The 23,071-nt window shown below is 74.8% G+C and carries 24 protein-coding genes and 1 tRNA gene; 19 read left to right on the top strand and 6 right to left on the bottom strand.

What is annotated here, in order from left to right:
• Positions 1-15: 15 nt before the first annotated feature.
• Positions 16-1,053, bottom strand: coding sequence for an SEC-C domain-containing protein (locus ACGFZL_RS20410; RefSeq protein ID WP_393693478.1), 1,038 nt, complete (start codon positions 1,051-1,053; stop codon positions 16-18).
• Positions 1,054-1,212: 159 nt separating this feature from the next.
• Here ACGFZL_RS20410 and ACGFZL_RS20405 point away from each other — a divergent pair, with 159 nt between their 5' ends.
• From ACGFZL_RS20405 to ACGFZL_RS20390, 4 genes are all read left to right on the top strand, one after another.
• Positions 1,213-1,338: a hypothetical protein gene (locus ACGFZL_RS20405; protein ID WP_393693476.1), complete on the top strand. Its 126-nt coding sequence runs from the start codon at positions 1,213-1,215 to the stop codon at positions 1,336-1,338.
• A gap of 27 nt (positions 1,339-1,365) precedes the next feature.
• On the top strand, positions 1,366-1,698 hold the full coding sequence (locus ACGFZL_RS20400) for a DUF6412 domain-containing protein (RefSeq protein WP_393693474.1): 333 nt from the start codon (positions 1,366-1,368) through the stop codon (positions 1,696-1,698).
• A gap of 108 nt (positions 1,699-1,806) precedes the next feature.
• Positions 1,807-2,511 (top strand): YidC/Oxa1 family membrane protein insertase, encoded by a 705-nt coding sequence (locus ACGFZL_RS20395; RefSeq protein WP_393693472.1) that lies wholly within the window; start codon positions 1,807-1,809, stop codon positions 2,509-2,511.
• Positions 2,512-2,660: 149 nt separating this feature from the next.
• Positions 2,661-3,518 carry a fumarylacetoacetate hydrolase family protein gene (locus ACGFZL_RS20390; protein WP_393693470.1) on the top strand — a complete coding sequence of 286 codons (858 nt, stop codon included), beginning with the start codon at positions 2,661-2,663 and terminating at the stop codon, positions 3,516-3,518.
• An 82-nt stretch (positions 3,519-3,600) separates the two neighbouring features.
• On the opposite strand, the gene ACGFZL_RS20385 is transcribed toward ACGFZL_RS20390, so the two are convergent.
• The 3 genes from ACGFZL_RS20385 to ACGFZL_RS20375 form a co-directional block, all read right to left on the bottom strand.
• Positions 3,601-4,473, bottom strand: coding sequence for an LLM class F420-dependent oxidoreductase (locus ACGFZL_RS20385; RefSeq protein WP_393693468.1), 873 nt, complete (start codon positions 4,471-4,473; stop codon positions 3,601-3,603).
• A 76-nt stretch (positions 4,474-4,549) separates the two neighbouring features.
• Positions 4,550-5,059: a heme-degrading domain-containing protein gene (locus ACGFZL_RS20380; protein WP_393693466.1), complete on the bottom strand. Its 510-nt coding sequence runs from the start codon at positions 5,057-5,059 to the stop codon at positions 4,550-4,552.
• Positions 5,056-6,144, bottom strand: a complete 1,089-nt coding sequence (locus tag ACGFZL_RS20375) for a Gfo/Idh/MocA family oxidoreductase (RefSeq protein ID WP_393693464.1) — start codon at positions 6,142-6,144, stop codon at positions 5,056-5,058. Before ACGFZL_RS20375 ends, ACGFZL_RS20380 begins: the two co-directional genes overlap by 4 nt.
• Positions 6,145-6,191: 47 nt before the next feature.
• On the opposite strand from ACGFZL_RS20375, the gene ACGFZL_RS20370 reads away from it, so the two are divergent.
• Positions 6,192-7,388 (top strand): ROK family protein, encoded by a 1,197-nt coding sequence (locus ACGFZL_RS20370; RefSeq protein WP_393693462.1) that lies wholly within the window; start codon positions 6,192-6,194, stop codon positions 7,386-7,388.
• Positions 7,389-7,408: 20 nt separating this feature from the next.
• Here the strand turns inward: ACGFZL_RS20370 and ACGFZL_RS20365 are convergent, their stop codons facing one another.
• Positions 7,409-8,848 carry an MFS transporter gene (locus ACGFZL_RS20365; RefSeq protein WP_393693460.1) on the bottom strand — a complete coding sequence of 480 codons (1,440 nt, stop codon included), beginning with the start codon at positions 8,846-8,848 and terminating at the stop codon, positions 7,409-7,411.
• Positions 8,849-9,055: 207 nt separating this feature from the next.
• Between ACGFZL_RS20365 and ACGFZL_RS20360 the strand changes: the two genes are divergently transcribed.
• The 12 genes from ACGFZL_RS20360 to ACGFZL_RS20305 all read left to right on the top strand — a co-directional run bounded on the left by ACGFZL_RS20360 (position 9,056) and on the right by ACGFZL_RS20305 (position 20,185).
• Positions 9,056-9,862 (top strand): hypothetical protein, encoded by an 807-nt coding sequence (locus ACGFZL_RS20360; protein WP_393693458.1) that lies wholly within the window; start codon positions 9,056-9,058, stop codon positions 9,860-9,862.
• Positions 9,863-9,896: 34 nt separating this feature from the next.
• A complete protein-coding gene (locus ACGFZL_RS20355) occupies positions 9,897-10,652 on the top strand; it encodes a GntR family transcriptional regulator (RefSeq protein ID WP_393693456.1) in 756 nt (251 codons plus the stop codon).
• A gap of 132 nt (positions 10,653-10,784) precedes the next feature.
• A complete protein-coding gene (locus ACGFZL_RS20350) occupies positions 10,785-11,909 on the top strand; it encodes a TIGR03364 family FAD-dependent oxidoreductase (RefSeq protein WP_355165504.1) in 1,125 nt (374 codons plus the stop codon).
• A gap of 5 nt (positions 11,910-11,914) precedes the next feature.
• The gene (locus tag ACGFZL_RS20345) at positions 11,915-12,637 is read left to right on the top strand and encodes an HAD family hydrolase (protein WP_393693454.1); all 723 of its coding nucleotides are present in this window, start codon (positions 11,915-11,917) and stop codon (positions 12,635-12,637) included.
• Complete coding sequence (locus tag ACGFZL_RS20340) at positions 12,637-13,686, top strand: ABC transporter ATP-binding protein (RefSeq protein ID WP_393693452.1); 1,050 nt, start codon at positions 12,637-12,639, stop codon at positions 13,684-13,686. The genes ACGFZL_RS20345 and ACGFZL_RS20340 overlap by 1 nt, the downstream gene beginning before the upstream one ends.
• Positions 13,679-14,533 (top strand): 2-aminoethylphosphonate ABC transporter permease subunit, encoded by an 855-nt coding sequence (locus tag ACGFZL_RS20335; protein WP_393693450.1) that lies wholly within the window; start codon positions 13,679-13,681, stop codon positions 14,531-14,533. Before ACGFZL_RS20340 ends, ACGFZL_RS20335 begins: the two co-directional genes overlap by 8 nt.
• Positions 14,520-15,317: an ABC transporter permease gene (locus tag ACGFZL_RS20330; RefSeq protein WP_393693448.1), complete on the top strand. Its 798-nt coding sequence runs from the start codon at positions 14,520-14,522 to the stop codon at positions 15,315-15,317. Before ACGFZL_RS20335 ends, ACGFZL_RS20330 begins: the two co-directional genes overlap by 14 nt.
• Before the next feature lie 42 nt (positions 15,318-15,359).
• Positions 15,360-16,433, top strand: coding sequence for a 2-aminoethylphosphonate ABC transporter substrate-binding protein (locus tag ACGFZL_RS20325; RefSeq protein WP_393693446.1), 1,074 nt, complete (start codon positions 15,360-15,362; stop codon positions 16,431-16,433).
• Between the two features lie 31 nt (positions 16,434-16,464).
• Entirely contained in the window at positions 16,465-17,949 is a 1,485-nt protein-coding gene (locus ACGFZL_RS20320) for an alkaline phosphatase family protein (RefSeq protein WP_393693444.1), read from the top strand.
• 82 nt (positions 17,950-18,031) lie between these two features.
• Positions 18,032-18,811, top strand: a complete 780-nt coding sequence (locus ACGFZL_RS20315) for an HAD-IIA family hydrolase (protein ID WP_355165518.1) — start codon at positions 18,032-18,034, stop codon at positions 18,809-18,811.
• 103 nt (positions 18,812-18,914) lie between these two features.
• On the top strand, positions 18,915-19,475 hold the full coding sequence (locus ACGFZL_RS20310) for a hypothetical protein (protein WP_393693442.1): 561 nt from the start codon (positions 18,915-18,917) through the stop codon (positions 19,473-19,475).
• 2 nt (positions 19,476-19,477) lie between these two features.
• On the top strand, positions 19,478-20,185 hold the full coding sequence (locus ACGFZL_RS20305; RefSeq protein ID WP_393693440.1) for a class F sortase: 708 nt from the start codon (positions 19,478-19,480) through the stop codon (positions 20,183-20,185).
• A gap of 22 nt (positions 20,186-20,207) precedes the next feature.
• Here the strand turns inward: ACGFZL_RS20305 and ACGFZL_RS20300 are convergent.
• A tRNA-Lys gene (locus tag ACGFZL_RS20300) sits at positions 20,208-20,281 on the bottom strand.
• Positions 20,282-20,460: 179 nt separating this feature from the next.
• Between ACGFZL_RS20300 and ACGFZL_RS20295 the strand changes: the two genes are divergently transcribed.
• Together ACGFZL_RS20295 and ACGFZL_RS20290 are read left to right on the top strand one after the other, a co-directional pair.
• A complete protein-coding gene (locus ACGFZL_RS20295) occupies positions 20,461-21,759 on the top strand; it encodes a peptidoglycan-binding protein (protein ID WP_393693438.1) in 1,299 nt (432 codons plus the stop codon).
• A gap of 72 nt (positions 21,760-21,831) precedes the next feature.
• A complete protein-coding gene (locus tag ACGFZL_RS20290; protein ID WP_393693436.1) occupies positions 21,832-22,980 on the top strand; it encodes an SPFH domain-containing protein in 1,149 nt (382 codons plus the stop codon).
• The last annotated feature ends 91 nt before the right edge of the window (positions 22,981-23,071 follow it).

Here is a 23,071-nt window from a genome sequence, read left to right as displayed (position 1 = left end):
GCGAGGGCTGCCTGCCTACCGGCCGTGGCACTCCCCATAGCTCCGCCCCGACCCGCACCAGCACCCCGCCCCCCGCTCCGGCGGCCACGCCGCTGCCCTGCCGCGGGCTGCCAGGACCGTCGCGTACTGGGGGAGGAGGGACGGGTCGGACGGGGACGTGCCCTCGGAGGCGGCGAAGGCCTCGTAGGAGGGGACCGTGCCGGGGACGACGCCGAGGTTGAGGGTGCCGGAGGCGGCGAGTTCGCGGAGGGCCGTTTCCACCGCGGTGAGGTGGGCGGAGTAGGACGGGTACTCCTCGGCGAGGGGCGGGTACGCCTCGACGAGTTCGGTCAGTTCGTCGGCCGGCCAGTGCAGGAGGGCCACCGGGAAGGGGCGGGAGAGGGCCTCGCGGTAGGCGCCCAGCTCCGCGCGCAGGCGGGCGATCTCGGCCTGGAGGTCGGCCGGGTCGTCGGAGCCGAGGGACCAGACGCGGCCCGGGTCGTGCAGCTCGTCCAGGGAGACCGGCATCGAGTGCAGGGTGTCGGCGCGGGCGTCCCAGTCGTCGTGCGGCAGGCCCAGCATGCGGCGTACCCGGTGGCGGCCGATGAGGAGGGGGTGAGTGGCGTACGGGGGGTCAGCGACGTCGGCCAGGAGGCGCTGGGCGCCCTCCGTGAAGGTGTCGTGCGCCGCCTCCAGCTCGTCGTGGGCCTCCAAGGCCTCGGCCACGATCACCCAGGGCGCCGCATCCCGCGGCGCGGCCAGGCGGACGCCGTCGATGATCGCGCGGGCCTCCGCCTCGTGGCCGTACTCCCACAGGTTCGCCGCCTTCAGGGCGCGGACCAGGGACGGGGTCTCCAGGGTGCCGGAGGAGGACAGCAGGCGGTCGTAGAGCGCGGTCGCGGCGGGGCGGTCGCCGGACACCTCCAAGTGGGCCGCCGCGCGCAGGAGCAGGGCCTCCGCGTCCTCCGGGTAGAGGCCGGCGGTCCGCTCCAGGCGCGCCGCCTCGGCGGGGTGGTCGACGGTGTCGGCGGTCTCGGCGTTCGCGACGTTCTCGGCAGGCGTGTCGGGGCGCATGGGGGACACCGTACTGCCGCCCGGTGACATCGGGTCGGGGCCCTCCACCGGCTGCCCCTTGCCGGCGCCGGTACCCGCTCCGCCACACGGAGCGCGGCGTCGCCCTGCGGGCGCTCGGCCTCTGGGGGCGCGAGCGGATGTCCCGTCCGGGGAACCTTTGTGGCCCTCCCGGACGTCAAGATGGTGCCGGGACCGGGACTCGATCCGGACCCGGCGGATCCGGTCAGCCGTGCGCTGCTCAAGCCGCGCCGGCTGCTGGAGCCGGTCGAGACGGAATCCGGGTAGCCGGGACGAGCCGAAGGAGGAGACGCCATGCACCGCACCGCCGGCCCGCGCGTCCTGCTCCCCCTCCTGCTCGCCCTCCTCGCTCTCGTCCCCACCCTCGCCACCGCCCAGGCCACCGGCTTCGCCGGCCTCTCCGCGGCCGTCGCGCTCACCGCGACCACCGCGGCCGGCTCCGCGCTCGCCGTGTGCGCCCTCGTCGCCGCCCGCGGCGCGCCCCTCGTCGCGCCCACCCGCATACGCACGGCCCTCCGGGACCGGGACCGCCGTACGGCCTTCCTGCCGCAGCGCGACCCCGACGCGGCCGGCCGCCGCCGTCCCCGAGCGCCGGGCCGCGCCCTCCGGGCGACCGTCGCCGTCTAGCGGGCACCTCCAGCACCCCAGCCTCCCGTCCCGCCCGGCGTCCCTGTCGTCCTGCCGCCAGCACCACCTCACCCGGCACGACGAGACCCCCGGAGGGCTCACCCACCCATGTCCGTGTTCGCCAGCCTGGTCGAGCGCCTCGCCGACCTGCTCCAGCCGCTGTTCGGCGCCTCCGCCGCGGCCGCCGCCATCATCCTGTTCACCGCCCTCGTACGCCTCCTCGTCCACCCGCTCTCCCGCGCCGCCGCCCGCGGTCAGAAGGCACGCACCGCGCTCCAGCCCCGCATCGCCGAACTTCGCCGCAAGCACGCGCGCGACCCCGAGAAGCTCCAGCGCGCTGTCCTCGAGCTGCACAGCGAGGCGAAGGTGTCGCCGCTGTCGGGCTGCCTGCCCATGCTGTTCCAGATGCCGGCCTTCTTCCTCCTCTACCACCTCTTCTCCGGCTCCTCCGCCGGCGACCTGCTCTCCCACCGGCTGCTGACCGCGCCACTCGGCGGCCGGTGGGCCGACGCGCTCGGCGACGGCGGGCCGCTCGGGGGCGCCGGTCTCGTCTACGCCGCCCTGTTCGCGCTCGTCGCGGCCGTCGCGTTCGTCGGCTACCGCGTCAACAGGCGGGCCCTGGCCGACCGTCCGCCGCTGCCCGCCGCCGACGAGGGGCCGCAGCTGCCCGGCCTCGGGGCGGTCACCCGGGTGCTGCCGTTCATGTCCTTCCTCACCCTCGTCACCGTCGCGGTGGTGCCGCTGGCCGCCGCGCTCTACGTCGTCACGAGCACCACCTGGAGCGTGGCCGAACGAGCCCTGCTGTACCGCTGACGTGCGCGGTTACGGTCCAGTACCTGAACGGGGTCTTGCGGAGCGCCCCCCTGACTTGGAGGATCGAACAGTCCTCCGATGGCTGCGCACTGCCGCAACCAGGTCGCACCTCATCGGGCGGGCTGCCCGAGATCGAGGAGTTGGGGATCATGAAGCTGTTGCGAGTCGGTACGGCGGGATCGGAGCGGCCCGCGCTGCTCGACGCCGACGGGACCCTGCGCGACCTGTCGGGCCTGGTCCCGGACATCGACGGGACCCTGCTCGCCGACGGCGCGGCGATGGAGCGGATACGGGCCGCCGCGACCGCCGGCGACCTGCCCGCCCTGGACGCGGCCGGGCTGCGCGTCGGGCCGCCGGTCGGCCGGATCGGCAAGGTCGTGTGCATCGGGCTGAACTACCACGACCACGCCCGCGAGACCGGTGCGCAGCCGCCTGCCGAGCCCGTCGTCTTCCTCAAGGCGCCGGACACGGTGGTCGGCCCGCACGACACCGTGCTCGTGCCGCGCCGCTCGGTGAAGACCGACTGGGAGGTGGAGCTGGCGGTCGTGATCGGCCGCACCGCCCGCTACCTGGGCTCCGCCGAGGAGGGCCTCGCGTGCGTCGCGGGGTACGCGGTCGCGCACGACGTGTCCGAGCGGGAGTGGCAGATCGAGCGGGGCGGCACCTGGGACAAGGGCAAGAACTGCGAGACGTTCAACCCCCTCGGCCCCTGGCTGGTCACCGCCGACGAGGTGCCCGACCCGCAGCGGCTCTCCCTGCGCCTGTGGGTCAACGGCAAGCTGCGGCAGGACGGCACCACGGCCGACCAGATCTTCCCGGTCGGCGAGGTCGTGCACTATCTGAGCCAGTTCATGACCCTCCACCCCGGCGACGTCATCAACACCGGGACCCCGGCGGGCGTCGCGATGGGCCAGCCGGAGCCGAAGCCCTACCTGCGGGCGGGCGACGTCGTCGAGCTGGAAGTGGCGGGGCTGGGGCGCCAGCGGCAGTCCCTGAAGGGAGCGTAGGGGACATCTCCCCCAGGGGGCTTCGTGGGGCCCGCACGCGGGAACTCGCCGGGCATCGAACGGGCGCCCGGCGAGGCGGCGTTCAGGCCAGCAGCGCCGCCAGTTCGCGCCAGCCCTGACGGGGGAGCGGGTTCGGGGGGTTGCCCTCGATCAGCTGGAGGGCCACGTGGTCCGCGCCCGCCTCGTGGAAGGCCGCGACGCGGTCGCGGATCCTGCCGCGGTCGCCCCAGGCGAACACCGCGTCGATCAGGCGGTCGCTGCCGCCGTCCGCCACCTCGGACTCGGTGAAACCGAGGCGGAGGAAGTTCCGCACGTAGTTCGGGAACTCCAGGTAGCGGGCCAGATAGGCCCGGGCCGTCGCCCGGGCGGTGGCCGGTTCGGGGTCGAGCACGACCTTCAGCTCCGGGGCGAGCAGCGGGGCGTCGCCCAGGGTCTCGCGGGCCCGCGCGGTGTGCTCCGGCGTCACCAGGTACGGGATCGCGCCCGCCGCCCGGTCCCGGGAGAGTTCGAGCATCTTCGGGCCGAGCGCCGCGAGCACGCGGTGGCCGGGGCGCAGGCCCGCCCGGTCCAGCTCGTCCAGGTAGCCGACCATCGTGGAGTACGGGCGGCTGTACTCCTTCACGCGCGGGCCGTGGCTCACGCCGAGGCCGAGCACGAAGCGGCCGGGGTGGGCGACCTCCAGTTCGGCGAACCCGGCCGCGGACGCGGGGGCCTCGTGCTCCCAGATGCTCTGGATGCTGGTGCCGACCACGATCCGCTCCGTCGCCTCGATCAGCGGGGCGGCGTTCGCCGCGGAGCTGTTGCCGCCCAGCCACAGGGCGCCGAAACCGAGGGACTCCAACTCGGCGGCGGCCTCGGCGCGTTCGGCGGCGCCCTGCGGGTCCTCGTCGCGCAGCCCCACGCTCCAGACGCCGTACCGTCCGACCGCTTCCTTCAGCGCACTCGCGTCGTCCATCGGTTCCGATCCCTCCGGGCAGGTGGTGACCAGCAAGGTGTGGCGATCACCAAGGTGTGGTGATCTCTGAGCGTCTCTACCCCAGGAATTGTTCCAGCGCCGCCACCACCAGCCGGTGGTCCTGCACCTGGGGCAGGCCCGAGACCGTCACCGCGCCGATGACGCCGGCGCCCGCCACGGCGAGCGGGAAGGAGCCGCCGTGCGCGGCGTACGCGTCCGGGTCGAGCCGCGAGGACTCCTCGAAGGTCGTGCCCTTGGCCCGGAACCGGGCGCCGACCAGGTACGACGCCGAGCCGTACCGCTCCACCACCCGGCGCTTGCGGGCGATCCAGGCGTCGTTGTCCGGGGTCGAGCCCGGCAGCGCGGCGTGGAAGAGCTGCTGGCCGGCGCGGTGGATGTCGATGGCGACCGGGGCCCGGCGGGCGCGGGCCAGCTCGACCAGGAGCGAGCCGAGGGCCCAGGCGTCGTCGTGGGTGAAGCGCGGGAGGACCAGGCGCCTCTCCTGCGCCTCCAGTTCCTCGACCGTGGGCGCGGGGTCCTGCGGGCCGGGGTTCTGTGGGGCGGGGCTCTGCGGGGCGGCGCTCACAGCGACACCACCGCGCCCTCGCGCGCCGAGCGCCGCGCCGCCTCCAGTACGTCCAGCGCCGCCGCGGCCTCCCGGGCGCCGACCGGGTTCGGGGCGCCCTCGCGCAGGGCCCGCGCCACGGCCGCGTAGTACGCCGGGTAGTCGCCCGGCACCGTCGGGCGGACCTGGCCGCCGCCGGTCAGCGGGGACTCGCCGGCGCCGACGCGGCCCCACAGCGCCTCGTCCTCCTCGCCCCAGCCGGCCCCCGGACGCTCGCCCTCGCGCAGGGCGGCCTCCTGCGGGTCCAGGCCGTGCTTGACGTAGCCCGCCTGCGAGCCGAGGACCCGGAAGCGGGGGCCGAGCTGGGCGGTGGTGGAGGAGACGTAGAGGTGGGAGCGGACGCCGTTCGCGTGCGTGAGCGCGAGGAACGTGTCGTCGTCCGCCTCCGCGCCCGCGCGCCGGACAAGCGACTCGGCGTAGACGGAGGTGACGGGGCCGAAGAGGACCAGGGCCTGGTCGACGACGTGGCTGCCGAGGTCGTAGAGCAGGCCGCCGATCTCCGCCGGGTCGCCGGACTCGCGCCAGCCGCCCTTCGGCTTGGGCCGCCAGCGCTCGAAGCGGGACTCGAAGCGCCACACGTCGCCCAGGGCGCCCTCGGCGAGGAGGGCGCGCAGGGTGAGGAAGTCGTTGTCCCAGCGGCGGTTCTGGAAGACGGAGAGGAGCAGGCCGCGCTGCTCGGCGAGGTCCGCGAGCGTTCGGGCCTCGGCCGCCGTGCCCGCGACCGGCTTGTCCACGACGACCGGGAGGCCGGCCTCCAGGGCACGCGTCGCCAGCGGGACGTGCGTCTTGTTCGGGGAGGCGATGACGACCAGGTCCAGGTCGGCGGCGCGGGCGAACAGCTCGTCCGGCGTCGCGACGGTCGTCACGTCCGGGAACTCGTCGCGGGCCTGGCGCTGCCGGTCCGGGTCGGAGGTGACCACCGTGTCCAGGGCCAGGCCCTCGGTGGCGGCGATCAGCGGGGCGTGGAAGACGGAGCCCGCGAGGCCGTAGCCGACCAGGCCGACGCGGAGGGCTCCGGAGGGTGCGGTAGGGGAGGTACCAGTCATGCCTCCACTTTGGCAACGCTGTTGCCAAAGTGCAAGCGGTGGGGACAATGGAGGGTGTGAACGGGACGAACAGCAGCGCGGGCGCGGGCGGGGTCAACCTGCTCGCGCTGCGCAGCCACAACGCCGCCCTCGTGCTCGATCTGCTGCGCACCGCCGGTGAGGAGGGCATCAGCCGGCTGGAGCTGGCCGAGCGGACCGGGCTGACCCCGCAGGCCGTCAGCAAGATCACGGCCCGGCTGCGGGCGGACGGCCTCGCCGCCGAGGCCGGCCACCGCGCGTCCACCGGCGGCAAGCCGCGCACGGTGCTGCGGCTGGTGCCGGACGCCGGGCACGCCGCCGGAGTGCACCTGGACCGGGACGAGCTGCGGGTGGTGCTGGCCGATCTGCGGGGGGCGGTGGTCGCGGAGCGGCGGGTGCCGCTGGACCTGGGGGCCGGGGCGGAGGCCGTGATGGAGGGGGTGGCGGCGGAGGTCGGCGAGGTGGTCGGCGAGGTCGAGGCGGAGGGGCCGGCGCCCCGCGCGAGGGCCGTCACGGCCGCCGGGCACGCCACGGGAGCCGTCGGAACCCCTGCCGGTGTCCCCGGCCTCCTCGGCGTCGGCGTCGCGCTCCCCGGGCCGCTCGACCACGCCCGGGGCGTCCTGCACCGGGTCACCGGGTTCCCCGAGTGGGACGGGTTCCCGCTGCGGGACGCGCTGGCGCGCCGGCTCGGCGTGCCGGTCGTCGTCGACAAGGACACCAACGCGGCGGCGCTCGGCCTCGCCGTCACCGGCGAGGGCGGCTCCTTCGCCTACCTGCACCTCGGTACGGGCCTCGGCGCCGGCCTCGTCATCGGCGGCGGTGTGCACCGGGGGGCCAGGACCGGGGCGGGCGAGTTCGGGCACCAGGTCCTCCAGATGGACGGGCCCCCCTGCACCTGCGGCGACCGGGGCTGTGTCGAGGCCCTGTGCCTGGCGGCCGTCGCGCGCGGCGACCTCGCGGAGGCGGCCCGGGTGCTGGGGGTCGGCGCCGCCAACCTCGCCGGCCTGCTGGACATCGACCGGGTCCTGCTCGGCGGTCGCACCGTCGCCGCCGCGCCGGAGGCGTTCGTCCACGGGGTCGGCGCGGTCCTGGACGCCCGGGCCCGCCGCGAGGGCGGCGACGAGGGGGCGGTCCCGGTGCGGGTCGCCTCCGGCGGGGAGCGGCAGGTGGCGGAGGGGGCGGCGCAGTTGCTGCTGGCGCCGCTGTTCGGGCGGGGGGATGCCTGAGAAAGGACGTCTGGCGGCAGCTAGGGCGGCCCGTCGCGGAGCCGGTCGCCCTCACCGGCCGCCGCCCGGGTCGTGGCCCCAGGAGCGGGGCCGGGGTCGGAGCCGGGGCCGTTCCAGCGGCGGCCGTTCACCCAGTACGCCTCGATCTCGGCCAGCGTCCGGCCGGTGGTGTCGGGCACCTGGAGGTACACGTAGCACCAGGCGGCCACGTTGACGGCGAGGAGCAGGCAGAAGGTGGCGGTGCCGCCCAGCGCGGAGAGCGCGCTGAGGAAGAACTGGGCGATGATCAGGTTGGCGCCGAGGTTGGCCAGGAGCATGGCCGACGCGCCCGCGCCGCGCAGTCGGCCGGGGAAGCCTTCGGCGGCGAACACCCAGATCAGCGCCCCGAAACCGGCGTTGAAGCCGATCGCGAAGACGGCGAGGCCGAGCAGTCCGGCCGAGGCGGGCAGGAACTCGGCGAACACGCCGACCAGCAGCAGATGACCCGCCGTCATCAGCCCGGTGCCGGTGAGCAGCGCGGCGCGCCGGCTCACCCGGTCGATCGCCACCGCGCACACCAGCGCGGCGACGGCGGAGAGCAGCTGGATCAGGCCGGGCAGCATGAGCAGGCTGAAGTTCCCCTCGTAGCCCATGCGTTGGAAGATCCGGGGGCTGAAGTAGCCGATGGCGCTGATGCCGGTGATCTGGACGAGGAAGCCCAGGGTGACGACGAAGAGCGTCAGGCGCCGGTACGTGGGGCCGAACAGCTCCGCCATCCTGCCCTTGGCCGGTGCGGCGGCGGAGGGGGCCTCGGGGGCGGAGACCGGCTCGGGCCCGTCCAGGGCCAGGACGCGGGCGGCCTCGGCGGCACGGTCGGGCCGGCCCTTCGCCAGGTGCCAGCCCGGTGTCTCCGGCAGGCGCAGCAGGGAGACGGCCGCCGCGGCGGCGCAGAGCGCCGGGACGACCAGCATGACCCGCCAGTGGCCGCCGCCGGCCAGCAGGTAGCTGACGAAGTACGTCGCCGCGCAGCCGCCCGCCGTGGCGCACTGGTACAGCACGGCGACCCGGCCGCGGATCGCCGTGCGGACGGACTCGGCAAACAGGATGGGGGCGACGACGATGAGCACCCCCATGGTCATGCCGAGCACCGCCCGGGTGCCGACCAGCATCACGGGGTTCACCGACAGCGCGGACACGACGGTGGTGAGGGAGCAGACCGCGGCGGCGAGGGCCAGCGCACCGCGCCGGCCGGCCGCGTCGGAGAGCCGCCCGGCGAGGACCGTGCCCGCCATGAGGCCGATGACGGGACCGGCGTACAACGTCCCCTGCTCGAAGGGCGAGAGGTGGAACACCTCGGTGACGAGGATCTGGGCGCCGGCCATCGCCGTGCCGTCGTAGCCGTAGGTCAGGCCCAGCAGTACGGCGGCGAGACCGACCGCCGTGCCGGGCCTGCGGAGGGGGCGGCCGGGGGGTGTCGGCATCGAAGGCGCTCCCTCGCTGTGGCCGCTCGCGGAGCCCGCTCGCGGAGCTTGGCATGTGCCCGTCGCGCGGCGGCGCAAACGCGGGCCCCTCGCGGCCCACCGGTAGGCCATCGGAGGGGCGTGCCCCGAACGGCGGTGCCCAGCGGGGGCTCCGTCCGACACGCTCATGTGTTTATGCGACTGTTCACGCCCGCGTCCCCCTGCCTCATGGTGGCAGCCGCCCTCCTGGCGGCCGGGGCCGCCGCCTCGCCCGCGTACGCCGCCCGCCCGGGACTCGCGGCCCCGGCGCAAGCCAGCCCCGCCCCCACGCCCTCCACCCCCACCACCCACGCCCCCCTCCCCGCCTGCACCGCCGCCGAGGACCACACCTTCCCGCTCACCACCCGCCTCCACGGCGGCCCCGCCGGCTACGAGGCCGGTGGCGGCGCCGGGACCTGGTATCTGGACCTCACCAACACCACCTCCCGCACCTGCGCCGGCATCCACCCCGTGGTCGTCCTCGTCGACGACGCCCGCTCCCTCACCCCCGCCCAGGCCCACCTGGCGTACGACGACGCCGAGGGCCGCCCGCACCCCGTCACCCTGGAGACCACCGACCGCGACGAGCTGATCGGGGCGTTCGGCGGCGAGGGCGGGCAAGGGGCCGGCCAAGGCTTCACCGTCGGCCCCGGCGCCACCCTCACCGTCACCGTCCGCCTCGCCCTCGCCCCTGACGCCGCCCCCAACCGCGTCACCGCCAACGCCGCCGTCGTCCAGCGCCGCGGCGGCGACGGCGAGTGGGTCGGGCAGTCAGACGACTACCGCTTCCGCGTCGGCACCGGCGAGTCCGCCACCGGCGCGAGCGACGGGCCCGTCACGCCCTCCGTCGCCTCCACCCCCGACGGCACCGGCCTGCCCTTCGCCGACGAACTCGCCGGCACCGGCCTCGGCCGCCTGGACGCCGCCGCGCTGACCGCCGCCCTCCTCGTGGCGGCCGGCACCACCGCCTACGTGCTGGCCCGCCGACGCCGCTGACCACGCACCCGGCGACGTCTGCGAACATCCCTGCGTGGACTACCCGAACGACCAGGCCCCCGGCGCCCCCGTCCGCTCCGGGATCCCGGAGCACGGCCGCGTGCCGAAGTACTACGCCGTCAAGGCCCGCATCGACCGGCTCGTCGCCGACCTGGGGGAGGGCGGCGCCATCCCCACCGAGCGGGACCTCGCCGAGCGCTACGAGGTCGCCCGGGAGACCGTCCGGCAGGCGGTGCGCGAGCTGGTCCTGGAGGGAAAGCTGCGCAGGCAGGGGCGCGGCACGGTCGTCGCCGGGCCCAAGCTGGAGCAGCCGCTGTCCCTGGCCAGCTACACCGAGGGCGTCCGGCGCCAGGGCCGCACCCCCGGCCGCACCCTGGTCACCCTCGACCGCTTCCCCTGCCCCGAGGCGCTGGCCGCCGAGACCGGCCTGACCCGCGGCGAGCCCGTCTGGCACCTGGAGCGCGTGCTGCTCGCCGACGACGAGCGGGTCGGCCTGGAGAGCACGTACGTCTCCGTGGCCCTGCTGCCCGACCTGGACACCGCCTTCGACCCGGACTCCTCCTTCTACGCCCACCTCGCCGGCCGGGGCCTCGCCTTCGGCGACGCGGACGAGCGGATCGAGACGGTGCTGGCGACGCCCCGCGAGGCCCTGCTCATCGGCACCCCGCCGGCCCTGCCGATGCTGCTGATCCACCGCGTCTCGCGGGGCACCGACGGGCGCCCGCTGGAGCGCGTACGGACCCTCTACCGGGGCGACCGGTTCTCCTTCTCCGCCCATCTCAACGGCTGAAAAGCAACCCTTCGGCGCCCGTCCGCGAGATAACGAATGCATAACGGGTCTAGCCCAAACGTGATGCCCAGTTCACGCTTTCGTTGTCAGCCGGATCCCTCCGGTTCCCCGACACCGAGGAGCGTGGCCGTCGTGAGAGTGATAGTCGTCGGAGCCGGCGTGGTGGGCACCATGCACGCCTGGCACGCAGTGAACCGCGGCCACGAGGTCGTACAGATCGAGCGCGAGGCCGAGGCCCGCGGCGCCTCGCTGCGCAATTTCGGCCAGATCTGGGTCAGTGGCCGCGCGGGCGGCGAGGAGCTGGAGACCGCGCTGCGGGCGCGGGAGCTGTGGGAGGAGATCGGCGGCCGGGTCCCGGCCCTCGGCTTCCGCCCGAACGGCTCTCTGACCCCGCTCCGCGGCGACCTGGAGCGCGCCGTCGCCGAGGCCGCCGTGGCCCGCCCGGACGCCGCCGCCCGCGGGCACAAGCTCCTCACCGCCGGCGAGGCCCGCGCCCTCAACCCCGCCCTGCGCGGCGACTTCGAGGCCGCGCTGTACTGCGAGCGGGACGCGGCCGTCGAGCCCCGCACCGCTCAACTGGCCCTGCGCGCGGAGCTGCTCAGGTCCCCGCGCTACACCTTCCTGCCCGGCCGCGAGGTCCGGGACGTGGTCGGCGAGCACGCCGTGCGCGACGACCACGGCGACGTGCACACCGGCGACGCCGTGGTGCTGTGCACCGGCGCCTGGCTCGGCGGCCTGGTCCGCGAGCTGGCCGGGCCCGATCTGCCGGTGCGCCGGGTGCGCCTGCAGATGATGCAGACCGACCCGCTGGGCGAGCCGCTGACCACCTCGGTCGCCGACGCCGACAGCTTCCGCTACTACCCGGCCTACGGCTCGCCCGCCCTGGACGCCCTCAACGCCTCCCAGCCGCAGGCGCCCACCGCCGCCGAGCACCGCATGCAGCTGCTCATGGTCCAGCGCGCCGACGGCGGCCTGACCATCGGCGACACCCACGAGTACGAGCACCCCTTCGCCTTCGACACCGTCGAGGAGCCCTACGAGCACCTCACCGGCGTCGTGGAGTCCCTCCTCGGCCGCCCGCTGCCCCGGATCCGGCACCGCTGGGCCGGGGTGTACGCGCAGTGCACCGACCCCGCCCGGGTCGTGCACCGCCAGCGGGTCCGCGACGGCGTGTGGCTGGTCACCGGGCCCGGCGGGCGCGGCATGACCTGCTCACCCGCGATAGCCGAAACCACCGCGAACGAACTGGGCTGGTGAACCCCATGAACCAGACGAACCCTCCGACCGACTCCGACACCGTCCACCTCGTCGTCCTCGACATGGCCGGCACCACCGTCGCCGACGGCGGCCTCGTCGAGCGCGCCTTCGACGCCGCCGCCCGCGAACTCGGCGTCGAGCCCGGCACCCCGGACCACGCCGAGAAGCTCGACCACGTCCGCGCCACCATGGGCGAGTCCAAGATCTCCGTCTTCCGGCACCTGTTCGGCACCGAGGACCGCGCCCGACGCGCCAACACCGCCTTCGAGAAGGCGTACGGCGAGTCCGTCGACGCCGGCCTGATCGCCCCCGTCCCCGGCGCCCGCGAGGCCGTCGAGGAGCTGGCGGCCGACGGCCGCACCGTCGTCCTGAGCACCGGGTTCGCCCGCGTCACCCAGGACGCCATCCTGGCCGCCCTCGGCTGGCGGGACCTGGTGCCGCTCACCCTGTGCCCGGCCGACGCCGGCGGGCGCGGGCGACCGTACCCGGACCTGGTCCTGGAGGCGTTCCTGCGCACCAAGGCCGCCGACGCCCTGCGCCAGGTCGCGGTCGTCGGGGACACCTCGTACGACGTCCTCAGCGGCGTCCGCGCCGGCGCGGGCCTGGTCGGCGGGGTGCGCACCGGCGCTCACGGCGACGACGCCTTCCGGGCGGCCGGCGCGACCCACGTCCTGGACTCGGTCGCCGACCTGCCGGCCCTGCTGCGTGCGCCGCGCGGGGCCGGCTGATGGGCATCCGCTTCGACGGCGTCACCGTCGCCTACGGCGGCGACGTCGTCCTCGACGCCCTTGACCTCACCGTCCGTCCCGGCGAGGTCATGGCGCTGCTCGGGCCGTCCGGATCCGGCAAGACCACCGCGCTGCGGGCGGTCGCCGGGTTCGTGCGGCCCGCCTCGGGGCGGGTCTTCCTCGGCGACCGCGACGTCACCGACCTGCCCCCGCACCGGCGCGGCATCGGGATGGTCGTCCAGCAGTACGCGCTGTTCCCGCACCTGAAGGTGGCGGACAACGTCGCCTTCGGGCCGCGGGCCCGCAAGGTGCCCCGCGCCGAGATCCGGGATCGGGTCGCCGAGGCCCTCGAGATGACCGGCATGGCCGCCTACGCGGGGCGGCACCCGCGCGAGCTGTCCGGCGGCCAGCAGCAGCGCGTCGCCATCGCCCGCGCCCTGGCCGTCCGCCCCGAGGTGCTGCTCCTGGACGAGCCGCTGTCCGCCCTCGACGCCCAGCTCCGCTCCGGCATGCTCGCCGAACTGGCCCGGCTGCACCGCGAGCTGCCCGACGTGTCGATCCTGTACGTCACCCACGACCAGGTCGAGGCGCTCACCCTGGCCGACCGGATCGCCGTGATGGACCGGGCCCGCCTCCAGGCGTGTGGCACCCCGCAGGAGCTGTACCGGGCGCCGGCCAACGAGTTCACCGCGTCCTTCGTCGGCAACGCCAACCTGCTGCCGGTCACCGTCGGCGCCGGCGGCGTGTCCCTCGGGGACGCCGAGATCAAGGTCGACACGGGCGGTGCCCTGCCCGGCGCGACGGCCACCCTGTGCGTACGCCCCCACCTCGTCGGCCTCGGCGACGGGCCCAACCGGCTCACCGGCACCGTCGGCGAGATCCAGTGGCGCGGCTCCACGCACCGCCTCCTGGTGGACGTCGCGGGCCACCGCGTCATGGCCGACCTGCGCGAACTGCGCGACCCGCCCGCCCACGGCGACCCGGTCACCCTGCACTTCGCCCCCGAGGACGCGGTGCTGCTGACGGCGGGGGTGGGCGCCGATGGCTAGCGCCGCCCTCACCGCGCCAGCCCGCCCCCGGGTCCCCGCCTGGCTCTGGGCGCTGCCCCCGGTCGGCCTGCTCGGCCTCGTCTTCCTCTACCCCCTCGCCCTCGTCGTCCGGCAGTCCTTCCAGCCCGACACCGGCGGCACCTCCGCCCAGCCCTACGCCGACGTGCTCGCCTCGGACGCCTTCCGCGAGGCGCTGTGGACCACCGTGTGGCTGGCGCTGGCCTCCACCGCCGGCTGCCTGGTCCTCGGCTTCGTCCTCGCCCTGGTCATCGCCTTCGTGCCGTTCCCGGGGGCGCGGGCGGTCTCCCGGTTCGTGGACGTCTTCCTCTCCTTCCCGTCCTTCCTGATCACCCTCGCCCTGCTCTTCGTCTACGGCTCCACCGGCATGGCCAACGGCCTGTGGACGGACGTCACCGGCGCCGCCGAGGGCCCCTTCGCGTTCCTCACCACGCCCTGGGGCGTACTGCTCGCGGAGGTCACCTACTTCACGCCCTTCGTGCTGCGCCCGCTGCTCGCCGCCTTCTCGCAGCTGGACACCGCCCAGCTGGAGGCGGCCAGTTCGCTGGGCGCCCGCGCCCCGCGCATCGTCCGGCAGGTCATCCTCCCCGAGGCGCTGCCCGCCCTCGCCGCCGGCGGCAGCCTCGTCCTGGTGCTGTGCCTCAATGAGTTCGGCATCGTCCTCTTCACCGGCGCCAAGGGCGTCACCACCCTGCCGATGCTCGTCTACGGCAAGGCGATCCTGGAGTCCGACTACCCGGGCGCCTGCGTGGTCGCCGTCGTCAACGTCCTGATCTCCGTGGGCCTGTACGGCCTCTACCGGGTGGTGAGCCGCCGTGCTGGTGCATAGCCGCGGGGCCAAGTGGGCCGTCTGGGCGCTCTTCCTCGTCCTCTTCCTGCCGCTGTTCGCCCTCCCCCTCCTCGTCGTCCTCGGCGCCTCCTTCGCCACCCACTGGTCCAGCGTCCTGCCCTCCGGCGCCACCCTCGCCAACTACCGCGCCGCCACCCGCGGCGAGGCCCTCCAGGCCCTCACCACCAGCCTCGTCACCGCCCTCACCGCCAGCCTCCTCGCGCTGGCCGCCGGCACCTGGGCCGCCCTCGCCGCGGCGGCGCTGAAGAAGCGACAACGCCGGGTGATGGACGCCCTGTTCGTGCTGCCGGTCGCCGTGCCCTCGGTCGTCGTCGGCCTCGCCGTCCTGGTCGCCTTCTCCGAACCGCCGCTGCTCCTCAACGGCACCCGGTGGATCGTGATCACCGCGCACGCCGTGCTGGTCACCGCCTTCGCGTACCAGTCGGTCTCCGCCGCCGTCACCCGCCTCGACCCCGCCTACGAGCAGGCCGCCGCCTCCCTCGGCGCGTCCCCCGCCCGCGTGCTGTGGCGGATCAGGCTGCCGCTGCTGCTGCCCTCCCTGACCGCCGCCGCCGGCCTCTGCTTCGCCCTTTCCATGGGCGAGTTGAGCGCCACGATGATGCTCTACCCGCCGGACTGGACCCCGCTGCCCGTCCTGATCTACGCGGCCACCGACCGCGGCGCCCTGTTCACCGGCTCCGCCGTCGCCGTGGTCCTCATGGCGGCCACCCTGCTGGTGCTGCTCGCCGTCTCCCGGATCCGGACCAAGGCGTCCTACCGGTAACCCTCCTCAACCCCTCCCTCAGAGCCAGGAGTTCACCTCGCCATGCCCAGAAGCACGCGCAAGCCCGCCGCCCTCAAGCCGCTCGCCGCCCTCGCGGCCCTCGCCCTCCCCGTGACCGCGCTCTCCGCCTGCTCCGCCTCCGCCGCCGCCGACGACAAGACGGTCACCGTCTACAGCGCCGACGGCCTCAAGGGCGAGAACGGCGACGGCTGGTACGACCAGGTCTTCAAGGACTTCGAGAAGCAGACCGGCATCAAGGTCAAGTACGTCGAGGGCGGCTCCGGCGAGATGGTGCAGCGCGCCGTCCGCGAGAAGAGCAACCCGCAGGCCGACCTCCTCGTCACCCTGCCGCCCTTCATCCAGCAGGCCGACAGGAAGGGCCTGCTCCAGAAGTACGCCCCGAAGGGCGCCGACCAGGTCAGCGGCGCCGACAAGGCGGCCGACGGCACCTGGACCTCCGTCGTGAACAACTACTTCGGGTTCGTCCACAACACCAAGACCCTCAAGCAGCCCCCGGTCACCTGGGAGGAGCTGCTGGACGGGAAGTACAAGAACAAGCTCCAGTACTCCACCCCCGGCGTCGCCGGCGACGGCACCGCCGTGCTCGTCAAGGCCCTGCACGACTTCGGCGGCGAGCAGCCGGCCATGGCGTACCTGAAGAAGCTCCAGGCCAACAACGTCGGCCCGTCCGCCTCCACCGGCAAGCTCGCGCCCAAGGTCGACAAGGGCGAACTCCTCGTCGCCAACGGCGACGTGCAGATGAACTACGCCCAGTCCAAGACCATGCCCCACCTCGGCATCTGGTTCCCGGCCCGCCAGGGCGGCAAGCCCACCACCTTCGCGCTGCCCTACGCCGCCGGCGTCGTCACCAAGGCCCCGCACGGGGACAACGGCAGGAAGCTGCTCGACTTCATGCTGACCCAGGGCGCCCAGCGCCAGGTCAGCGAGATCGGCGGCGGCTTCGCGGCCCGCCAGGACGTCGAGGCCACCGACGCCGACGCCATCGCACTCGCCAAGCTGATGGACGGCGTGGAGGTCTTCGAGCCCGACTGGGACGACGTCGAGGAGAACCTCACGAAGTACGTCGACTCCTGGAAGTCGGCCACCGGCAGCTGAGCCACCCCAGCCATCGACGGAGGACCCCGACATGCTGTCCCGCCGCACGCTCCTGCTCTCCGCCACCGCCCTCGCCGCCACCGCAGGCCCCCTCGCCGCCGTCGCCCGGGCTGCCGCCAGGACGCCGAAGGTCCTGGTCATCGGCCTCGACGGCGCCCTGCTCACCCGCATCAAGGACGCCGACGCCCCGAACCTCGACGCCCTGATGGCGGCCGGCCTCACCGCCCCCAGCAGCATCTACGCCGACCCGCTCGCGCCGACCCTGTCCGGGCCGGGCTGGTCGACCCTGCTCACCGGCGTCTGGCCCGACAAGCACAACGTCAAGGACAATGCCTTCACCGGCCACCGCTTCGCCCAGTACCCCGACTTCCTCACCCGCGTGGAGACGGCGAAGTCGTCGCTGGCGACGTACGCGGTCTCCTCCTGGGCGCCCCTGACCGACACGGTCTTCTCCGCCAAGGTCGACACCCGCGTCTCCACCCCGAGCGCCGAGTACGACACCGGCACCACCGCCCGCGCCGTGACCCGGCTGCGGGACGGCGACCCCGACGCGATGTTCGTGCAGCTCGACAACATCGACCACGCAGGCCACAGCTACGGCGCCGCCTCCACCCAGTACACGGACGCCATCCACACCGCCGACGCGCAGGTCGGACAGATCGTCGCCGCCCTGCGGGCCCGCCCCGGCCACGCCGCCGAGGACTGGCTGATCCTGGTCACCGCCGACCACGGCCACACCGACCCCGGCGGCCACGGGGGCTCCACCCTCCAGGAACGCCAGACCTTCCTCATCGCCACCGGGAGCGCGCTGGCCGCCGGCTCCGTCCGCCACGATGTGAAGATGCCCGACGTCGCGGCCTCCGCCCTCGCCCACCTCGACATCCCCCTCGACCCGGCCTGGGACCTCGACGGCCGCCCGATCCAGCAGCCCCGCCCCGACGACTTCGACGCCCTGCGCCCCACGCTCACCGCCCGCGCCGACGAGACCGGCATCCCCGCCGGGCTGCTCGGCTTCACCCACACCCCGCCGGCCGGCTGGAGCGTGGACAACTCCCGGATGGGCACCGGCGGCGTCACCGAGTGGCGCGGCTGGAGCTTCACCACCGACGAGTTCTGGACGCAGGCCCAGCGCGACCAGAGCCGCGAGTGCAACGTCCGCGCCCGGGGCGTCTTCGCGGTCGCCGACGGCGACGAGTGGAGCGACAAGGCCGTCACCGGCACCTTCGACTCCACCCTGGTCGGCCCCGCCTGGCCGGTCACCGGCGGCACCACCGCCACCCTCACCTACACCACCTACTACCGCCACGAGTCCCCGCAGCGGGGTGAGGTCTCCGTCTCCTACGACGGCGCGGCCCCGGTCACTGTCCGCACCTACACCGCCGACACCCCCTCCCGCACCGAGACGATCACCCTCCAGGTCCCGCCCGGCGCCCGGACCGCCCGGGTCCGCTTCCGCTACACCGGCGGCAACAACTGGTACTGGGTGATCGACGGGGTCGGCCTGACCCGGGCCTGACTAGGCTGGGGGCCGTCGGTACGCCGTGGTTCCGGCGCCCCCAGCCCGCATGCCCCACCGCACGTCCGGGAGTACGAAGCACATGGCAGACCGCAAGCCCATCGAGTCGTGGCTCACCGACATGGACGGCGTCCTCATCCACGAAGGTGTGCCGATCCCCGGCGCGGACGCCTTCATCAAGCGGCTGCGCGAGTCCGGCAAGCCCTTCCTGGTGCTGACCAACAACTCCATCTACACCCCGCGCGACCTGCACGCCCGGCTGCGCCGCCTGGGCCTCGAGGTGCCGATCGAGGCGATCTGGACCTCGGCGCTGGCCACCGCCCAGTTCCTGGACGACCAACGGCCGGGCGGCTCGGCGTACGTCATCGGCGAGGCCGGCCTCACCACGGCGCTGCACGACATCGGCTACATCCTCACCGACCACGAGCCGGACTACGTCGTCCTCGGCGAGACCCGCACCTACTCCTTCGAGGCGATGACCAAGGCGGTCCGCCTCATCGACGCCGGCGCCCGCTTCATCTGCACCAACCCCGACGAGACCGGCCCCTCCACCGAGGGCCCGCTCCCGGCGACCGGCGCGGTGGCCGCGCTGATCACCAAGGCGACCGGCAAGCAGCCGTACTTCGCCGGCAAGCCCAACCCGCTGATGATGCGCACCGGGCTCAACACGATCGGCGCCCACTCCGAGTCCAGCGCGATGATCGGCGACCGGATGGACACCGACGTGCTGGCCGGCATGGAGGCGGGCATGCAGACCTTCCTCGTCCTCACCGGCCTGACCCGGCCCGAGCAGATCGAGTCCTTCCCGTACCGCCCCTCCCAGGTGGTCGACTCCATCGCGGACCTCGTCGACCGGATCTGAAACCACCCGTCTCCCGCCGCCACCCGTCCGGCCCAGCGAAATCCCCGTACGGGATGCGCGGGCCGGGCGGCCGGGGGAGCCTCCAGAGCATTGGAGGTACACGATGGGCTCACTGAAGGTCACTCTCTGTGCCGGTGCCGCGCTGGCCGCGATATGCGTGCCGGCCACGGCGGCCCGCGCGGCCGACGGCGGCGGCTTCTCCGTGACGCCGGCCGCGCCCGCGCCCGGCTCCGACGTCACGCTCCGCGTGCCCGACTGCACCGAGAAGACGGCCGTCGCGGTCTCCGCGGCGTTCGTCTCCGACGTCCGGCTCTCCCTGACCGCCTCGGACGGCGCCCTGACCGGCACCAGCCGGGTGCGCACCTCGATGGCGGCCGGCGTCTACGCCGTGCGGGTCACCTGCGGGCGCAGCGCCCGCAAGGGCACCGTCACCATCGGCGAGCGGCGTCGCGAAGGTGTCGGCGAGGGCGTCGGCGAGGCCGACCGGCCCTCCGGCCACGCCTCGCCGGTCGCCCCCGTCGACGCGGGCGGCGGCGGCGCGGCCCGGCTGGCCGCCGGGGACCCGGGCACCGCGCACACGGTGACCGGCCTGGTCCTGGCCGGCATCGCCGCGGTCGCCGTCGCGCTGCGCGGGGTGCGCAGCCGGAGCCGCGGGAAGGACTGACCATGCCCGACGAGCCCGCGCAGGACGCCTCCGGGTCCGCCGCCCCCGGCCGCCTGGTCACCGGCACCGCCTGGCTGGTGCTGTTCCTCGGCCTGTGGCTGTGGGGCCGCGAGGCCACCGACGCGCGCGAGGGCGTCTCCCTGCCGGCCACCGGCGACATGGCGGCGGCCGGCCGGCCCCCCGACGTGCCCCTGCCCCCGGCCCACGCACCCCTGGCCGCCGCCGCCCCGAGCCGCCTCGACATCCCCCAACTGGACGTCCAGGCCCCGGTGCTGGCCCGCGCCCTGGACGACAGGGGCGCCATCGAACCGCCCTCCTTCGCCCAGGCGGACTCCGTCGGCTGGTACGGGGCCGGGGTGGCGCCGGGCGCCGCCGGCACCGCCCTGATGGTCGGCCACGTCGACACCGAGACCCGGCCGGCCGTCTTCTACCAGCTCAGCACCCTGGAACCCGGCGAGACGATCCGCGTCGTCCGCGCCGGCGGCGAGGTGGCCGAGTTCACCGTCGACGACGTCGAGGTCCTCACCCGCGATGGCTTCGACGCCCAGCAGGCGTACGGCCCCCGCACCACGGGCCGCGCCGAACTCCGCCTGATCACCTGCGGCGGCACCTTCGACCACGCCAAGGGCGCCTACACGGCCAACGTGGTGGTCTCGGCGTACCTCACCGGCACCGCGGGTGCGTCGCACACGCCGAAGGCCCCCGTGTGACACGGGGGCCTTCGACCGTCGGTGCGCCGCCAGGGACTCGAACCCCGGACCCGCTGATTAAGAGTCAGCTGCTCTAACCAACTGAGCTAGCGGCGCCTGCTGACCCGGAGAACTTTACCGGACGCCCGAGGGTGCTCCCGACCACGCCCGAGGCGCTCGCGCGCGGTGCCGCGTACGTCATTCGGACCGTCAGCATGCGCGTGCGCTGCGTGATGGGGAGACTGGCGTACGTGCACCTTCGCGGACAGGTCCAGCAAGAGTGTGAGGGAATTCGTATGGCCGCTCCGGTATTCGAGGAATTCGATCCCGTGAGCGATTGCGAATGCCCCGGTTGCCGTCAATGCCGCCTGCCGCCGAATGCCCCCTCCGGCGGGCTCGGCGCTTTCCGTGCCGCCCCCCGTGCGGTGATCGTGGTCGCCGCGGGCGCCGCCACGGCCGTGCTGGGCGCGGGCCAGGCCGCCGCCGCCCCGGCGGCCCTTGACACCCCCCATGACCAGGACGTTCCGGCCGACGACCAGCCGCAGACCCCGCAGGGCCCCCGGGCCCCGCTGCACGGCCCCCGGGGGCAGGCGGCGGTGCCCGCGGCCGGCGTCCAGGTGCCCGCGACCACCCGGGCGGAGATCATCGACCGGGCCAAGAAATGGGTCACGGCGAAGGTCCCGTACAGCATGACGGCGTACTGGTCCGACGGTTACCGGCAGGACTGCTCGGGATTCGTCTCGATGGCCTGGGGGCTGCCCACCAACGAATGGACCGGCAGCCTCGGCTCCTTCGCGGACCGCATCACCAAGGAGGAACTCCAGCCGGGTGACATTCTGCTCTTCCACAATGCGGCCGATCCGGAGAAGGGCTCCCACGTGGTGATCTTCGGCGGCTGGACGGACGGCACCCGCACCGGTTACACGGCCTACGAGCAGACCCCGCCGCGCGCCCGCCAGCTGGCCACCCCGTACGCCTACTGGACCAACTCGGCCAAGTACCTGCCCTACCGGTACAAGGGTGTCACCCCGGCCGCCGCCGGCGGCGCCCCGGCCACCCCGGCCGCGGGGGCGTACCCGGGCGCCGGCTCCTTCGGGCCCGGCGCGAACAACGCCCACGTCACCGAGTTGGGCCGGATGCTGACGGCCCGCGGCGCCGGGCGCTTCTACGCCTCGGGCCCGGGGCCGCGCTGGTCGGAGGCGGACCGCAGGGCGACCGAGGCGTTCCAGCTGGCCCAGGGCTGGCGGGGCAAGGACGCCGACGGCCTGCCGGGGCCCGCCACCTGGAAGCTCCTGGTCACCGGCGCCGGCCGCGCGGTCCCGGCCGCCCCGGCCGCTCCGCCCGCCTCGCACGGGGTGCCCGGCTACCCGGGCCGGGCGCTGTTCCGGCCCGGCGCGCAGAACGCCTACGTCACGCAGCTGGGCCGGCAGCTGGTGAAGAAGGGGTTCGGCCGGCACTACACGTCCGGCCCGGGACCGCGCTGGGGCGAGGCCGACCGGCGGGCCGTCGAGGACTTCCAGCGCGCCCAGGGCTGGCGCGGCGGCGCGGCCGACGGCTACCCGGGCCCGGAGACCTGGCGCCGGCTCTTCTCCTGACGTCCCCCGACCTCACCCTCGTACACCCCTCACGACGTTCATGACGCATCTGGCGCGGAGGCTGGAGCACGCATGAGTACTGGATCCCCCACCACGTCCCCGTCGACCCCCCCGACCCCGCCGGACCCCGGCCCGTCGACCGCCGAGGGCACGGCCCGCCCGGCCCGGCTCATCCACAGCGAGGCCACCACCGAGATCCCCGTCCACCTGCTGTTCCGCGACGAGGCCGCCCCCTCGCCGGTGCCGCTGCGCCCCGCGGTGGTCGGGCGCCGGCGCGGCACGGGGGAGCAGCCCCGGCTGCGCCGCCCCGCCCCGGCGCCGCCGCGCCCGCTGCCCCGGGTCGACCCGGAGCTGGCCGAGCGCCCGGGCCGGGTGCTGCCCGGCGCGGCCGGCGTGGCGGCGGGCCTCGCCGGGGCGGCGGGGTGCGCGGTGAACTCCTGGTGGGCCGGGGCGGTGCCGCCGCTCGCGGTGCAGGCGCTCGGGCTCCCGGCGTACCAGGGGGCCGGGCTCGGCCCCGTGCAGTGGGCGGCGTACGCGGCGGCCGGGGCGCTCGCGCTGTTCGGCTTCGGCGGCCTGGCCCGGGGCCGGACCGGACGGGCCTGGGTACTCGGCCTCTTCGGGCGCTACCGGGGGAGCGTGCGGCGCACCGGCCTGCTCTGGGTCAACCCGCTGCTGCTGCGCCGCCGGGTCGACGTCCGGCTGCGGCACTGGCGCGGCGAGCCGCTGCCGGCGGCGGACGGCAACGGGGTGCCGCTGAACGTGGTGACGCTGGTGGTGTGGCGGGTGCGCGACACCGCGCGGGCCGTGCTCGGGGTCGAGGACCACGAGACGTACCTGCGCTCCTGCGTCGAGGCGGCCCTCGCCCGGGTCCCGGTGGAGCAGCCGGGCGCCGGGCCGGGACCGGCCGACCTGGCCGGCGAGAAGCTGACCCGCCTGGTGGCGGCGGACGCGGCGCCGGTCGGCCTGGAGGTGTTCTCGGTGCGGCCGGTCCGGGTGGAGTACGCCCCCGAGGTCGCCGCCGCGGTGCACCGGCGCCGCCTTGCCGTCCTGGACGCCCGGCAGCGGGCCGGCGTGCTCGGCGCGGTGGTGGACTCCGTGGAGGACACGGTGACCCGGCTGACCGCACGCGGGCTCGTCCAACTCGACGACTACGAACGCAAGATGCTGGTCAAGGACCTCACGGTGGCCTTCTGCGCCGGACGCGGCGACATCGTCCCGTAGTTGGTATGGACATGTTCAACTAACGGCAATAATCTGAACTTGGTCTAGACCTGCACGGCTCACTGAACCTCCCCCACGTCACAGGAGCAGC

Source organism: Streptomyces sp. NPDC048182 (genome assembly GCF_043202555.1).
Classification (GTDB): Bacteria; Actinomycetota; Actinomycetes; order Streptomycetales; family Streptomycetaceae; genus Streptomyces.
The sequence above is the reverse complement of the archived record's forward strand: the minus strand, read 5'-3'. Positions and strand labels throughout refer to the sequence as shown.

What these genes read in the sequence shown, in the direction of transcription:
- ACGFZL_RS20315 (WP_355165518.1), top strand. Translation starts at nt 18,032, where the DNA reads ATGGCAGACCGCAAGCCCATCGAGTCGTGGCTCACCGACATGGACGGC.
- ACGFZL_RS20375 (WP_393693464.1), bottom strand. Translation starts at nt 6,144, where the DNA reads ATGACTGGTACCTCCCCTACCGCACCCTCCGGAGCCCTCCGCGTCGGC.
- ACGFZL_RS20370 (WP_393693462.1), top strand. Translation starts at nt 6,192, where the DNA reads ATGGAGGGTGTGAACGGGACGAACAGCAGCGCGGGCGCGGGCGGGGTC.
- ACGFZL_RS20335 (WP_393693450.1), top strand. Translation starts at nt 13,679, where the DNA reads ATGGCTAGCGCCGCCCTCACCGCGCCAGCCCGCCCCCGGGTCCCCGCC.
- ACGFZL_RS20290 (WP_393693436.1), top strand. Translation starts at nt 21,832, where the DNA reads ATGAGTACTGGATCCCCCACCACGTCCCCGTCGACCCCCCCGACCCCG.
- ACGFZL_RS20360 (WP_393693458.1), top strand. Translation starts at nt 9,056, where the DNA reads ATGGTGGCAGCCGCCCTCCTGGCGGCCGGGGCCGCCGCCTCGCCCGCG.
- ACGFZL_RS20310 (WP_393693442.1), top strand. Translation starts at nt 18,915, where the DNA reads ATGGGCTCACTGAAGGTCACTCTCTGTGCCGGTGCCGCGCTGGCCGCG.
- ACGFZL_RS20410 (WP_393693478.1), bottom strand. Translation starts at nt 1,053, where the DNA reads ATGCGCCCCGACACGCCTGCCGAGAACGTCGCGAACGCCGAGACCGCC.
- ACGFZL_RS20325 (WP_393693446.1), top strand. Translation starts at nt 15,360, where the DNA reads ATGCCCAGAAGCACGCGCAAGCCCGCCGCCCTCAAGCCGCTCGCCGCC.
- ACGFZL_RS20345 (WP_393693454.1), top strand. Translation starts at nt 11,915, where the DNA reads ATGAACCAGACGAACCCTCCGACCGACTCCGACACCGTCCACCTCGTC.
- ACGFZL_RS20320 (WP_393693444.1), top strand. Translation starts at nt 16,465, where the DNA reads ATGCTGTCCCGCCGCACGCTCCTGCTCTCCGCCACCGCCCTCGCCGCC.
- ACGFZL_RS20400 (WP_393693474.1), top strand. Translation starts at nt 1,366, where the DNA reads ATGCACCGCACCGCCGGCCCGCGCGTCCTGCTCCCCCTCCTGCTCGCC.
- ACGFZL_RS20385 (WP_393693468.1), bottom strand. Translation starts at nt 4,473, where the DNA reads ATGGACGACGCGAGTGCGCTGAAGGAAGCGGTCGGACGGTACGGCGTC.
- ACGFZL_RS20305 (WP_393693440.1), top strand. Translation starts at nt 19,478, where the DNA reads ATGCCCGACGAGCCCGCGCAGGACGCCTCCGGGTCCGCCGCCCCCGGC.
- ACGFZL_RS20395 (WP_393693472.1), top strand. Translation starts at nt 1,807, where the DNA reads ATGTCCGTGTTCGCCAGCCTGGTCGAGCGCCTCGCCGACCTGCTCCAG.
- ACGFZL_RS20390 (WP_393693470.1), top strand. Translation starts at nt 2,661, where the DNA reads ATGAAGCTGTTGCGAGTCGGTACGGCGGGATCGGAGCGGCCCGCGCTG.
- ACGFZL_RS20295 (WP_393693438.1), top strand. Translation starts at nt 20,461, where the DNA reads ATGGCCGCTCCGGTATTCGAGGAATTCGATCCCGTGAGCGATTGCGAA.
- ACGFZL_RS20365 (WP_393693460.1), bottom strand. Translation starts at nt 8,848, where the DNA reads ATGCCGACACCCCCCGGCCGCCCCCTCCGCAGGCCCGGCACGGCGGTC.
- ACGFZL_RS20340 (WP_393693452.1), top strand. Translation starts at nt 12,637, where the DNA reads ATGGGCATCCGCTTCGACGGCGTCACCGTCGCCTACGGCGGCGACGTC.